Origin of the sequence: Qipengyuania nanhaisediminis, assembly GCF_045862805.1 — a bacterium.
Lineage (GTDB): Bacteria > Pseudomonadota > Alphaproteobacteria > Sphingomonadales > Sphingomonadaceae > Erythrobacter > Erythrobacter nanhaisediminis_A.
The window spans coordinates 1,598,036-1,612,009 of sequence record NZ_AP025760.1 but is presented as its reverse complement, the minus strand read 5'-3'; the positions used below and the strand labels follow the sequence as shown (position 1 = coordinate 1,612,009).

The window sequence follows — 13,974 nt, the reverse complement described above, 5'->3', positions numbered from 1 at the left end:
TCAGCGTTTTGGGGCGGTCAAGCGTTCCCGATCACACCGCAACGGGGGCCTTGATCGGGGGCAAAGGCGCGTAATCATGGACAAGGAAATCGTCGATCTCGTAATCGAAAATTGTTTCGGGCTTTCGCTTGATTTCGAGAGTCGGATGGCCTGACGGCTCGCGCCCGAGCTGTTCGGTGATCAGGTGCTCGTGATTGAGATAAAGGTGCACGTCGCCTCCCATCCACACCAGTTCGCCCGGCTCCATGCCGGTCTGCTGCGCCATCATCCGCGTCAGCAAGGCCGCCGACCAAAGATTGAACGGCAGGCCGAGCGCAACATCGCACGAGCGCTGGTAGAGCAGGCAATTGAGGCGCGCTTCGCTCCCCTCGCCCTCGACATGGAACTGGTAGGTCTTGTGGCAGGGCGGGAGCGCCATCCGGTCAAGCTCGGCGACATTCCAGCCTTCGATGATGTGGCGACGGCTGCCCGGACTGGAGCGCAGGCTATCGACCACCTGGGCGACCTGGTTGATACCCTCACCCTTCTCGTAGAGTCCGTCCTTGCGAAAACGATAGGTCGGCCAGTCGACCCATTGCTTGCCATAGACCGGCCCCAGATCGCCCCAGCGTTCGGCAAAAGCTTCATCCTCGGCGATGCGCGTCACGAAATCTTCAAGGCTGATATTCTCTCCGCTTTCCTTGACGTAGCGCGCATGCGGCCATTCGTTCCAGATCTTGACGCCTTGCAGCACCAGCGGGCGGATATTGGTCTCGCCGGTCAGGAACCAGAGCATCTCGCGTGTCGCGGTCTTCCAGTAGACCCGCTTGGTTGTGAGCAGCGGCATCGCACCATCGGCAAGGTCGAAACGCAGCATCGCCCCCGCGATCGAGCGCGTGCCAACGCCGGTGCGGTCGACCCGCTGGCTGCCATGCTCCCAGATGCGGGCCATGAGGTCGAGATATTGCTGTTCGGGATGGGGATTCGCGCGCGAAGACATGCAAAATCTATAGGCCGCAATTGACCGCTTGCCACCCCGCCCATCCACACCTATAGCGCGCGCCTTGCCTCGATCCGCACAGGTCTGATTCCTGCCGCGGAGCCGACACGGTCGGGGAGTAGCTCAGCCTGGTAGAGCACTGTCTTCGGGAGGCAGGGGCCGGAGGTTCGAATCCTCTCTCCCCGACCAATTAGCCCTCTGGTTTCCGACACAAAAAGGCCCGCCGGGCTTTCACCCGGCGGGCCTGTTCGCGTCAGGTGCTCATGCGCACCTGCCAAGGGTCACCAAAGCCATACATAAAGCCCGACCAGCATCGCCGCGGTGATCGCTGCGAGCGTGTTGAACAGCGTGCTGGTGGCAAAGCTGATACCGGAAAGCTCGACCCGCTCGCCGCCATCATCGCTCTGATAGGCGCGCGATACGAATATCCCTGCGACGAGCGCGGCGAGGAAAACGATCCATATCCGGATGATGAAGGGAATGTCCGGTCCGCCCAGTTCGGGCGCCAGCTTGAGCAGCACGTTGAGCGCGAGCGAACCCAGAAGCGCTGCGTAAGCGCCGGCAGCATTGGCCTTCTTGTCAAAAAAGCCGAGCAGGAAGACCACCACGATCCCCGGAGCGATAAAGCCGGTATATTCCTGCACCGTCTGGAACCCGCTTTCGAACCCGCCGATGAACGGGCGCGCCAGGACAAGCGCGATCGCCATCGCCGTAAATGCCGCGATCCGTCCGACCATGACGTAGTGCTGTTCTCCGCGGTCAGGTCGCGCCGCGCGGTAGAGGTCCATCGTGAAGATGGTGGAGATCGAGTTCATCATCGAGGCAAGGCTCGACACCACCGCCGCGATAAGCGCTGCAAAGACGAGGCCGCGCAATCCCGCCGGCGCAAAGCCCATGAGCTCGCCATAGGTGCGGTCCGATTTCTCCGCCAGCGCAGCCCCGTCGAGCATTCCCTGCTGGGCCAGGATCACCGCCGCAATCCCCGGGATCACGACGATGAAGGGCACGAGGATTTTCAGGAATGCGGCAAAGGCCAATCCCTTTTGCGCCTCGCCCAGGTTCTCCGCGCCCAGCGCGCGCTGGATGATGTACTGGTTGAACCCCCAATAGCTGAAATGCAGCACCCACAGCCCGCCTAGCAGGGTCCAGATGCCCGGTAGATCGCCATAAGCGGGGTGATCGGGCTCGAGGATCATCTCGAAGTGGCCCGGCATTTCCTGCATCAGGTATCCGAACCCGCCAAGCGCACCGTCGGCTGGAAGCGCATCGAGCGCGAACCAGGTGATCGCGAGACCGCCCAGCACGAGCACGACGACCTGGATGATGTCGGTCAGAGCCACCGCCTTGAGTCCGCCATAGAGCGAATAGAGCGCGGCAAAGCCTGCAAGCGCCATCATGCAATAGATGATGCTCCACCCGGTGAGCGATTGCACCGCGAGCCCGCCCAGCCACAGCACCGTGGTCAGGTTGACCGCGGTATAGAGCGCCACCCAGAAGACGCTCATCAGGTTTTTCACTCCCTCGCCGTAACGCTGCTGGAGGAATTGCGGCATGGTGTAGATGCGGCGCTTGAGGAAGATCGGAAGGAAATACTTGGCGACGATGATCAGGACGATCGCGGCCTGCCATTCATAAGCGGCGATCGCGATGCCCACGGCGAAGCCCTGGCCCGACTGGCCGATGATCTGTTCGGCCGAGATGTTCGATGCGATCAGCGAGGCACCGATCGCCCACCAGGGCAGCGCGCGACCGGCGAGGAAGTAATCCTCGGTGTCCTTTTCATGCCCCTTGGGCTCCCGGCTGACCGCGAGCGCGATGCCGAGCAGTGCGAGCGCATAGCCCGCAATGATGATGATATCGATTGTCTCAAGGCTCATCGCCGTATCTCTCCCCAAAGCCAGCGCAGCCAGGGTTCCCGCCCTGCCTCGCCGATCCCCTCAAATCCTCGCGGCGCTCAGAACGAGCAGCCTGTCCCCTCGGCCACTTCGACGCGCGCCACCTCGGCAATGCGGAAGGTGAAGGCCGCCTCGCTCGAAAACAGCAGGGCCCGGTCTGCGAGCGTGCCTGCGCAGGCTTCGGTGACGATCATTTCGCGCCAGCCCTTCTGCGCGGCGTGCGCCATGTGCTGGGTGATGTCGATCGGCGTGCCCCTGTCACCCGATGTCGCAAGCGACAGCGTGATCCGCCCTGCCGGCCGTTCGGGCACGTCGTAAACCACGCGATAGGCGCGCGCATCGCTCTCGTTCGAACCGATTGCGAAGGCCGATCCGGCCGCCATGGCGATCTCGCGCGAATCTTCCTGAGCGTTGCGGTCGTGGCCGCGCACCGCGATCCCCGTGCCTTGCGGGCTTCCCCGGAACAGCTCGAGCGCGGCGACATCTGCGGGCACGCCGGTCTTGCGAAGCGCCACGGCGAACGCTGAATCGGCAAGCCGTCCCTGACCGAACAGCACGCTGCTTCCGGCCTGATCGAGCAGCGAGCAGCTTTCGCCGAGCACCGGCATGGGCGAGATCTCACCGGTGGCAAGGCCATAGCCGACCGGGAACAGCGCCCCTTCGGCCCTGTTCAGCGGTGCGCCCGTGCAATCATTGGGCCAGGAAAAGGACAGCTTGCCGCGCGCGGACACCGCCCCTGTCAGGATGTCGGCGATCCCCGCCCCCTCACTCCCCGGAAGCCACGAGGCGACGAAGGCATTGGCAAGGTTCAACTCGCGGTTCACCCATAGCGGACGCCCGGACAGGAATACCGCGACCGTGGGCACGCCTTCGCTGTTGAACTGGCGAAGCAATCGCAGCCCTTCCTCGTCGCTGAAGCCCAGGTGCTTGCGGTCTCCGGCGAACTCTGCATAGGGCCGCTCGCCGAAGACGACGACGGCGACGTCGGGACGGTTCGTAAATGATCCATCGGGCGAGAGCGTCGCGCTGCCTCCGCGCGCCTCGGTGGCCTCTTTCAGCCCCTCCCAGATCGATGTGGCATTGGGGAAGAGCCGGTCATTGCTCTCGGTCATGCCCTGCCATTCGAGCGTCCATCCGCCCGATGCGATCCCGATATTGTCGGCAGCCATGCCGGCGACGAGGATATCGGCCCCTTCGGCCAGCGGAAGCACGCCATCATTGCGCAGAATGACCTGCGATGCGGCCACGGCTTCGCGGGCGAGTGCGCGATGTTCGGGTGAGGCGAGCAGGTCGTATCGGCCTGCGACCCCGCGTTGCGACGGGCGCTGCACATCCGGGTCCAGCAGTCCGGCGCGATACTTGACCCTCAGAACCCGGGTCACCGCCTCGTCGATCCGTTCCTCGGGGATGGTGCCGTCTCGGACCTGCGCGATCAGCGTGTCCATCAGACCCTTCCAGTCGTCGGGCACCATGTAGATGTCGAGACCTGCAAGCAGCGATTGCGGACAATCGGTGACCGTGCAGCCCGCGACCTGCCCGTGGCCGTTCCAGTCGCCCACGACCAGCCCGTCAAAGCCCATCTGCCCGCGCAGAACATCGGTCAGGAGCGCGCGATTGCCGTGCATCTTGCGGCCATTGATCGAGTTGAAACTCGCCATGATCGTCTCGACGCCCGCCGCAATCGCAGCGGGATAGGGCACGGCGTGGATCGCCATCAACGCGTTGAGATCGCCGGTCACCTCGCCCTGGTCGACGCCGTTATCGGTGCCGCCATCGCCGAAGAAATGCTTGGCGGTGGCGATCACGCGGCCGGTCCCGAGATAATCCTCGCTCCCGCGCACGCCCTGCTGGCCTTCGACCAGAGCGGCACCCAGTTCCGCGACCAGTTCGGGGTTTTCCGAATAGCTTTCATAGGTGCGCCCCCAGCGATCGTCGCGCGCGACCGCGACGGTGGGAGAGAAGTTCCAGTCGATCCCGGTGACCTCGATCTCGACCGCGGTGGCAGCCCCGATGCGACGGACGAGATCGGCATCGCCTGTCGCGCCGAGCGCGATATTGTGCGGAAAGATCGTCGCCCCGACCACATTGGTGTGGCCATGCACCGCATCGGTGCCCCACATCACCGGGATGGCCGGCTCGCCGCCTTCGAGCGGTTTTACCGAGGCCAGGAACATCTCGTCAGCCAGCCGAAGCCACTCGGACGCCGGCGCGAACTCATCGCCATAGGGTCCGCCATTGCCGCCATTGAGATAGCTGCCGAAGCGATAGCGTTCCATGTCCGCGGCGGTGAAGGAATTGATCTGCGGCTGGATCAACTGGGCCACCTTGCGCTCAAGGCTCATCCGCGAAACGAGACCGGCGACCACGGCGTCCTCGCCCGCCTGGACGCGCTGGGCCGAGGGATCGCCGGCCGAGGTGGAGAGCGGCGCCGGACTGCATCCTGCAATAGCCGTCGCCAAGGCTGCACCTGCCGCAAACCGCCAAATCTTGCTTCGCATTGTGAGCAGCCCTCTTCTCTTGCCCCGGCGCTCGTCCCGCCGCGCAATCGGCCGGTTGAGAACGTTATCAAGATACTACATTTCGCACCGCCTTTTGCAAGAGGAAGTCCTTTTTTCGCTCAGGTGCGGCGACGGATTGTCGCCAGCAACAATGCCGCGCCGAGCGACAAGGCGGCAAACAGCGCGAACAGCGCGGTGAAGCCGAAGGCGGGCACAAGTGCGATGGTAAGCCAGGGCATGACCAGCGAAGGGACCGTGTTGGTAAGGTTGAAAAAGCCCATGTCGCGCCCGCGATTGCGCGGCTGGGGCAGGACGCGCAGGGTCTGGGCCGTGTGCAGCGAGAGGAAGATCGTCCCCGAAATGCCGAACACGACATAACCTGCAATCGCAAGAGTCAGCCCCGACGATGCCGCCATGACCGCCAGGCCCGCCGCTGCCATCGCCGCACAGGCGCTGAGCGGCAGGATCGGCCGCCCGTGGCGATCGGACCAGCGCCCGATCACCAGCGACAGGGGGACCGAACAGATCAGCACGGTGCTGAATATGTTGGCAGCCTGGTTTTCATGGAAACCGGGAGAAAGCGAGCGCAACCAGAACAGCAGGAAGGCGAACAGGCCAGCCTCCGCGATCTGGACCAGGAAGCGCGCGAACCACATTCTCGCAACCGCGGCACGGGTCTGGTCCTCGCTCGCTTCCGCGATGGCCTCGGGCCTCGGCGCCATCAGGCTTGCCCGTTCGCGCCTTCGTCCAAGGACAGTGACCGGCAGAACGAGAATGCACACCAGCCCCGCCACCACCCAAAGCCGCTGTCCGCTCGCGATCAGCGGCTCGAATGTGACCAGCGACCCGGCGAGCGCGCCCATGGCGGGCGCAAGCGACAAGGCCCCGCCGAGCGTGCCCTTCTGGCTATCGGGAAAGCAATCGCCTGCCCAGGCCACCAACGGTCCCAGCATCATGTTGAGCCCGACCTGCCACGCCATGACAAGCGCGACCAGTTGCACGAGGTCTTGCGCCTCGCCGATCGCCACGAGCAAGACGCTCGAGGCGAGCAGCCCGGCAAGGATCCAGGGCACGCGGCTGCCGCTGCGATCGCTCGCAACGCCAAAGGCGATATTGGCAAGGCTGGCAACGATGGCTCCGAAAAACGTGACCTGAGCCAGCGCGGACACGTCCTGCGATCCCATCAGGCTGGTGATCTTGAGCGGGAGAAGCACGGTGAGCAGCGGCACATAGGCGACCGCCCCTCCGCCTGCTGCGAGCGCGAACAGGGCGACGAACCACCAGGGCTGGTGTTCGGCGCGCAAGACCTGCCTCCCCTCGCCCGTCAAGCCGGATCCGGCGCCGGGCCGAGCGAGGCACGTTCGACGAGGCTCGCCGCGACATCGATGGTCCCGTCCTCGTGCGGCTGGCCCTTGAGCGCGATCAACCGGTCCACCGCGACAGAGACGGTCTCGGCAATCGGCTGGTCGATCGCCGCGAGAGGTGGCTGCGAGAAGCGCACGATGGGCGTGTTATCGAAACTGATGAGCGACAGGTCACGCGGCACGCGCAGCCCGCGATCCTGTGCCACCGCAAGCGCTGCCAGCGTCATCTGGTCGTTGCTTCCGATGATCGCGCTGAGGTCCTCGTTGCGGTCGAGCAATGCGCGCCCCGCATGGGTGCCCGAGGAATAGCTGAAATCGCCCGCTTCGAGCAGGCCATCGCAGCGCAGCCCCGCATCGCGCATGGCTGCGCGCCAACCATCGACGCGCCAGCTGCTCAGGCTGTATTGCGCAGGGCCGGCAATGAACCCGATCCGCCGGTGTCCCAGTTCGATCAGGCGTTCGGTCGCGAACCGCGCTGCGTTTTCATCACCCATGGTCAGCGGGATACCGGCGCCTTCGCCCTTTGACCCGATCCGGGCAAAGGGAATGTTGCGGAGTTCGAGCAATTGGGTGATCTGCCTGTTTTCGGAGTGCGGAGGGGTCAGGATCACCCCGTCGGGCTGCAGCGCGGAGATCGTCGCGCCCAGTTCGCGTTCGACGTGGTCGATATGGGTGTCGACCAGTTCGACCATCATCCGGTAACCGTGCTTGGCACAGGTCAGCATCCCGCCCAGAAGCATCTGATCGACCCAGTCATTGCCCTGCCGCTCGCGCCAGTCGGCGATCGTGCGTTCGCGGTCATTGATGGCGAGGATGATGTAGGACCGCGACCCGCTCATCCGCTGCGCCGCGAGCGAAGGCACATAGCCAAGCCGGTCGATCGAGGCCTGCACCTTCTCGCGCATTTGCGGGCGCACATTGGGCCCGTCATTGATGACGCGGCTTACCGTCTGGAGAGAGACCCCCGCATCTTCCGCGACTTCGCGGATCGTCACCGATTTGCGACCTCTCGCCACCCTTCGCCTAGCCCCTGGTCAATTCCGTTTGATGCACGCGCGACCGGCCTGTGGATCGCTCGCGCACCGATATACGCGAATCCAGTCGATTGCGAACTGGTTTGGAACGCTATCCTCGGCAAATCCCCGGTCGTTCTCGCTTTCGGGCCAATCGCCGCCGACAGCGAGGTTCGCCATGACGTAGAACGGCTGGTCGAAGGGCGCGTTGCGGTTGCCCCGCGCAAGCGGCGATGCGGTGTGCCATTGATCGGGCGTGACAGTAAAATGCACACGGTCATCGACGAGAAAGCGGATCAGCCCCTCGCCCCATTCGACCGCGTATACGTGGAAATCGTCCGAAGGCAGCGCCTGCGATGGCAGAGCGGTCCGGTTCGAGACATAGCTGTTGTCAGGCCATGGATCGCCGAAATGAAGCGCGCTGACAGTCCGGTTCTCCCCGCGACCGCCCCCGCAATCCCCGCAGCTCGCGCCGATATTGACCGCCTCGAGAATGTCGATCTCGCCTGAAAGCGGCCAGCTGCCGTAATGGTCATCGGCCGGCATCATCCAGATCGCCGGCCACATGCCCTGGCCCGCAGGCACTTTCGCGCGGGCTTCGATGCGGCCGTATTTCCAGGCATGAAGGCCGCGCGTGCGGACCTTTCCCGAAGTGAATTGGCGCGTGACAAGCGGGTTGGGATCGGCAGCGATTTCCGGAGGGCGATCAGGGCCGGTGAGGGTCTCGCGCCGCGCGCGCAGCACCAGCTTGCCGTCTTCGACAGCGATATTCTCCGGCCGGTCGGTATAGCATTGGCGTTCGTTATTGCCGCCGCCCCAGCACGATTGCTCGGGCACCCACTTGCTGCGGTCGAGCGTGTCGCCTTCGAACTCGTCGGCCCAGACGAGCTGCCAGTCGGCTGCCGCGAGCGGGGCGATAAGCGGCTCGACATCGCCGATCCCCGGCGAAGCAGCGCCCGCGGTGCAGCCAGCGGTGACCGCGCAAAGAGCCAGCGCGGCGGCGCGGCGTGCCAGATTTGAAGTGCGGACCATCCCTGTTCTTCTCCTAGGTCACTGCGCACATTGCAAGAAGAGGGGACTTTGCCCCCTCAAGCAAAGCCCCCCCTGTCCCGTGAGCCTTTGCAGGCCCGATGGCTGTGTCTCCGGCCGGGCTTCGCTAGAAATCGAAGCGCGCAAGGAAGGTGTAGCGCCGGTCGTTGCGGAAGGCCGAGCGGGTCACCCGCGTGCCCTCGAAATCGATCACCTGGCTGGTCACCGTCACTTCGTCGAGCAGGTTCACGCCCTGGACGCCGAGCTTGAGGTAATCGGTCACCGCGAAGAATATCGAGGCATCGAGCTGCCCGGTCGATTCCTGGAAAATCGGCGAGAAGGGGAAGATGTCATCGCGCGGCGTGATCAGGAAGTCCGACCGCCAGTTATAGGCGGCGCGTGCCGAGAGCGGCCCCTTTTCGTAGAATACCGTCGCGTTGAAAGTGTGCTCCGAAATGCCCGCCAATGGTTGCGATGCCGAGAACAAGCCACGATTGCCGGCAAGATCCGAATTCGAGAACTCGCCCCCGTCGATATAGGTGTAAGTCCCTGCAAAGCCGAGCCCGTCGAGCGGCGCGGGAAGGAAGTCGTAGGTCTGCTGATAGCCGATCTCGACCCCCTTCAGGATGCCACCCTCGGCATTGACCGGGCCATTGACTTCGACCGGCACCACGATGCCCCCACTCGGCGACACGAAGTCGACCGTGTCGACACCAGAATTCACGATCCCCTCGATATCCTTGAGGAAACCGGAGACGGTGAGCGAGCCGACATCGTCGAAATACCATTCGACCGACAGATCGTAATTCCACGATTCAACCGGCCGGACGTTCCGGTTGCCGGTGAACAACTGGAACAGAGGCCCGTCAGCGAGCCTGCCCTCTGCCTGGAGGTCGCCGGTATTGTCGCCGATTGCACCGCCTGAACGGAACAGTTGGAGATCGGGCCGCGAAATGCCTTTCGAGACCGCGAAACGGAACAGCAATCCGCCGCCCGTGTCGAGCCGCGCATTGAAGCTTGGCAACCAGTGATCGAAGGTGATCGCGCGATCATCGAGGATCAGGTCGCCTGTAAAGGCGGCCGCGAATTCGGCCTTGCGCGCATCCGACAGCCCGCAGAATCCTGGCAGCGTCTGGCCCGGCGGGGTGCGCCCGCACGAGGCGTCGATCTCTGAGACCTGGACGATCCCGTCGCCATTGCCCTGGCCATTGGTGACGCTCGGGTCATCGAAGCCGAACGGGCTCGGAAAGCCGATAAGGCCGCCGGTGCGGACCTCGGTTTCGACAAAGCGGACACCGAAATTGCCCTCGAGGTTCCAGCCATTGCCGAAATCGGTCCCGTAATCGATCCGCGCATAGGCGGCCTTGGTCTCTTCGGCGACATCGCTGACTTCGGGCGGACAGAACGGATCGCACGCGATCGTGTTGCCGCCAATATCGGTGAAGGAACGGCCCTGAACGCCGAAGAACGGGTTCGGGGTTTGCGAGAAGATGTTGATCTCGCGCGCCTGGTCGGCGGTCAGCCCGGAAAGATATTCGCCGAGGAAATCGTCACCGCCATAGAAGAACGCGCCGCCACCGGGGATCGGGGTCGGAGCGTTGCCGCGCTGGAAATTGTCGCCGAACGGCGAACGGAAATTGGCGAAACCGGGGAATTCATCGACATAGGCGCCGCCCGCAATCGCGAATTCCTGGCCCGGAAGGCCGGTAAAGAAACGCCCCGGCTGGAACGGGCAGCCAGGCCCTGCATTCCACGGCGCACAGCCCGCACGGCCCGCCCAGGGTGCAGAAAGATTACCCCAGGTCGAGAAATTGGTGTCGCGCGTGACCCGGTCGCGTTCCGCCCAGCGGGCGCCGAAACGCGCGCTCTTGAAAAAGCCTTCATCGCTGATGTCGTATTCGGCGTCGAGACGCAGGCTCTCGAGCTCGGCATCGTTGCGCGCGATCGAATCGAGCAGGAACCAGTAATAGGTGTTCTCGCCACTGGTGAAGTAATCGCTCGGCGCGCCGGGAGGAGCGACAAACGAGACCTGCGGCGTTTCGCCGGTGAGATCGAGATCGATATTCGCCCAGCTGTTCATCACGCCGATGATCGCGTTCTGCGACTTGTCGGACTGGATCCGCTGCGCCTCGAGATTGACCCGCAGGCGATCGGTCACTTCCCAGTCGATATCGAGCGAAAAATCCTCGGTGGTGGCATCGGTATCGCGCTGGAAACGCAGCGTTTCCAAGGGGATGCCGCCGCGGCCAAACGGGTTGGCATAGGCATCGCCGACGCGCTGGGTGAGCACGCCGCTCTGGAACACGCCGTTTTCATCGAACTGCCAGGTGCTGCCCGCCGCCTCGACCGGGAACAGCGCATCGTCATTGACCAAAGCGAGGATCGCCGCTTCGTCGGTGTAGAAACTGGTGTCGGCACGCAACCATTCGAAGGTGACGAGGAAGCTGCGATCAGCGCTTTCAAACTGCGCGACGGCCGACCAGGCCTCGCGGTCGCGTTCGAGTTCGGTGGTGCGAACACCGGCCCCCTTGGGCACGACGACGGTGCCGGCCGGGGGGAAGTTGCTCTGGTCGAACCCTGTCGGGGTCCCCACGCCATCGGAGAATACATTTGTCGTGCGGAAACACGGCCCGTCGAGCGTGTCAGCACGGAAGCACGGGTCGGTGACCTGCGTCGCATCGGTCCGGCTGATCAGTTCCGAACGCGAATATCCGAGCTGGAAGCCAACCGATCCGAAGTCGTTTTCAAAGGTGGTCGAACCCAGGATCGAAAAAGCCGGCGACCATTCCTCGGCGAGGTCGCCCATCGTCCCCTCGATCGAACCGGCGATCCGCGTGCCGCGATTGTCGAGCGGCTTGCGGGTGACGAGATTGACCGTGCCGGCGATCCCGCCATCGATCATGTCGGCGGTGACGTTCTTGAACACCTCGACCCTGCCGAGCAGTTCGGGCGACACGTCGTTGAAGCTCAGCACTCGCCCGCCGGTGGCGGAAAAGATGTCGCGGCCGTTGAGCTCGGAGCGAACGAACGGAAGGCCGCGCACGATGACCCCGGTGCCCTCGACGGAGAAGCGGTCGGGGTCGGTGGTTTTCTCGAAGCGGCCGATATTGACGCCGGGAATGCGCTGGAGCGTCTCTGCGACCGAGCGATCGGGCAACGCGCCGATATCCTCAGCAGTCACCGCGTCGACGAAGGTGTCGGCGTCGCGCTTGATGTTCTGCGCGTTTTCGAGGCTGGCGCGGAAGCCGGTCACGAGGATGACGTTCTCGTCATCGCCTGCCTGTTCATCAGTCGATACATCGGCATCGGCATCGGCTTCCTGCGCAAGGGCAGGAGTTGCCAGCGCCATGGCCAGACCCGACACGGTACTCAAGGCAAAGATACGCCGCGAAGGCGCGATCACACCGGTATTCATAACAGGCTTTCCCCTCAATTTCCCTGAAGGATTCGTGGTCCTTCATCTCCTTGACCAAGGCTGATAGCGCATCTTGTTAGCGTTCACAAGTCTTGCATTCACAGCCCGCTGCTTCATGGTGCACATGCTTGAAAATCGAACCTGCGCCATGCTGAGTGTATGCGGGTTCGACCTGGGCGAGAGACGGGGCAGAGGATCACGATGGCGATCAATCACATTATCATCGTCGGCGGCGGCACCGCTGGCTGGATGGCAGCAGCGGCAATGTCGCGGCTCATGGTGGGACGCGAGCTCGCGATCACCCTCGTCGAATCCGAGGCGATAGGGACCGTGGGCGTTGGCGAGGCGACCATTCCGCCGTTCGTCGGCTTCAACGAGCTGATCGGGATCAACGAGGCCGAAATGCTCAGCGCCGTGGGCGGCAGCTTCAAGCTTGGCATCCAGTTCGAGAACTGGGGCAAGATCGGCGACAGCTACATCCACCCGTTCGGCGCCTATGGCTATGCGATGGGCGGCATCGGCTTCCACCATGTCTGGCACAAGCTCATGCAGGAAGGCGACAACCGGCCGCTGCAGGTGTTCAACCTCGAGACCATGGCCGCCTATTTCGGCAAGTTCGCGCGCACGCAGGACTATCAACGCGACGACCTGCCGCCAATCAACTACGCCTATCACCTCGATGCCGGTCGCTATGCCGCCTTCCTGCGCAAATTTGCCGAAGCGCGCGGGGTGGTGCGCCAGGAGGGCAAGGTCGTCGACGTGGCGCTCGACAGCGAGAGCGGCGATGTCAGCGCGATCACGCTTGATGACGGGCGCCGGATCGGAGGCGATCTGTTCATCGATTGCTCGGGCTTTCGTGGACTTCTCATCGAACAGGCGCTGGAAACCGGTTACGAGGAATGGACCCACTGGCTGCCCTGCGACCGCGCCGTCGCGCTGCCCTGCGCGCGCGAGGACGGCAGCCCACCCCCGCCCTACACGCGGGCGACCGCTCACCGCGCAGGATGGCAGTGGCAGGTGCCTTTGCAACACCGCAACGGCAACGGCCATGTCTATTGCAGCGCGCACATGGAGGACGACGAGGCGCTCGACATCCTCGTCGGCAACATTGCCGGCAAGCCGCAGGCCGATCCCAATTTCCTGCGTTTCGTCACGGGCAGGCGCAAGAAATTCTGGAACCGCAACGTGGTCGCGCTGGGCCTGTCGGCAGGGTTCATGGAGCCGCTCGAATCGACCTCGATCCACCTCATCAATACCGGGATCGACAAGTTCCTCTCGCTGCTCTCGCTCGACGGGATCACCGATGCGCAGCGTGACACCTTCAATCGCCTGACGGGCCGCGAATATGCGCGCATCCGCGATTTTCTGGTGCTGCATTACAACGCGACAAGCCGCGATGATTCGGACTTCTGGAACTATGTGCGAACGATGGACGTGCCCGATTCGCTGACTGAGAAGATCGAGGTGTTCAAGGCCAACGGCCAGATCTTCCGCGAGGAAGACGAGCTGTTCACCGACACCAGCTGGGCGGCGGTGATGCTGGGACAGGGCATCGCTATGGGCGGCCACAACCCGATGGCCGAATCGATCGACACGCCCCAGTCGCGCAAGGAGATCGACGAGATGGAGCAATCGATCCGCTTTCTCGTCCAGCATATGCCCGGCCACGGCGAATATCTCGCCAAGTACTGCCCCGCCCAGGCCGCCTGACCTTTTGCAGCCTTAGCCGGTCCCGAACCCGGTCCGATTTGCCTTTTCGGAGCATTCGGGTTTATCGATAG

8 protein-coding genes and 1 tRNA gene are annotated in these 13,974 nt (G+C 63.7%); 2 read left to right on the top strand and 7 right to left on the bottom strand.

Annotated elements, in window-relative coordinates; genetic code table 11:
• Positions 1–31: 31 nt before the first annotated feature.
• Positions 32–979 carry a thymidylate synthase gene (gene thyA / locus ACKTSM_RS07720; protein WP_407874079.1) on the bottom strand — a complete coding sequence of 316 codons (948 nt, stop codon included), beginning with the start codon at positions 977–979 and terminating at the stop codon, positions 32–34.
• A 112-nt stretch (positions 980–1,091) separates the two neighbouring features.
• Between thyA and ACKTSM_RS07715 the strand changes: the two genes are divergently transcribed.
• A tRNA-Pro gene (locus ACKTSM_RS07715) sits at positions 1,092–1,168 on the top strand.
• A gap of 92 nt (positions 1,169–1,260) precedes the next feature.
• On the opposite strand, the gene ACKTSM_RS07710 is transcribed toward ACKTSM_RS07715, so the two are convergent.
• The 6 genes from ACKTSM_RS07710 to ACKTSM_RS07685 form a co-directional block, all read right to left on the bottom strand.
• The gene (locus ACKTSM_RS07710; RefSeq protein WP_407874078.1) at positions 1,261–2,856 is read right to left on the bottom strand and encodes a sodium:solute symporter family transporter; all 1,596 of its coding nucleotides are present in this window, start codon (positions 2,854–2,856) and stop codon (positions 1,261–1,263) included.
• A gap of 77 nt (positions 2,857–2,933) precedes the next feature.
• Positions 2,934–5,333, bottom strand: coding sequence for a glycoside hydrolase family 3 N-terminal domain-containing protein (locus tag ACKTSM_RS07705; RefSeq protein ID WP_407874077.1), 2,400 nt, complete (start codon positions 5,331–5,333; stop codon positions 2,934–2,936).
• A gap of 158 nt (positions 5,334–5,491) precedes the next feature.
• Positions 5,492–6,676 (bottom strand): MFS transporter, encoded by a 1,185-nt coding sequence (locus tag ACKTSM_RS07700; protein WP_407874076.1) that lies wholly within the window; start codon positions 6,674–6,676, stop codon positions 5,492–5,494.
• A gap of 20 nt (positions 6,677–6,696) precedes the next feature.
• Complete coding sequence (locus ACKTSM_RS07695; protein ID WP_407874075.1) at positions 6,697–7,752, bottom strand: LacI family DNA-binding transcriptional regulator; 1,056 nt, start codon at positions 7,750–7,752, stop codon at positions 6,697–6,699.
• 18 nt (positions 7,753–7,770) lie between these two features.
• Entirely contained in the window at positions 7,771–8,781 is a 1,011-nt protein-coding gene (locus tag ACKTSM_RS07690) for a family 16 glycosylhydrolase (protein WP_407874074.1), read from the bottom strand.
• A gap of 124 nt (positions 8,782–8,905) precedes the next feature.
• Positions 8,906–12,193 (bottom strand): TonB-dependent receptor, encoded by a 3,288-nt coding sequence (locus ACKTSM_RS07685; protein WP_407874073.1) that lies wholly within the window; start codon positions 12,191–12,193, stop codon positions 8,906–8,908.
• A 201-nt stretch (positions 12,194–12,394) separates the two neighbouring features.
• Here ACKTSM_RS07685 and ACKTSM_RS07680 point away from each other — a divergent pair, with 201 nt between their 5' ends.
• Positions 12,395–13,903, top strand: coding sequence for a tryptophan halogenase family protein (locus ACKTSM_RS07680; protein ID WP_407874072.1), 1,509 nt, complete (start codon positions 12,395–12,397; stop codon positions 13,901–13,903).
• The last annotated feature ends 71 nt before the right edge of the window (positions 13,904–13,974 follow it).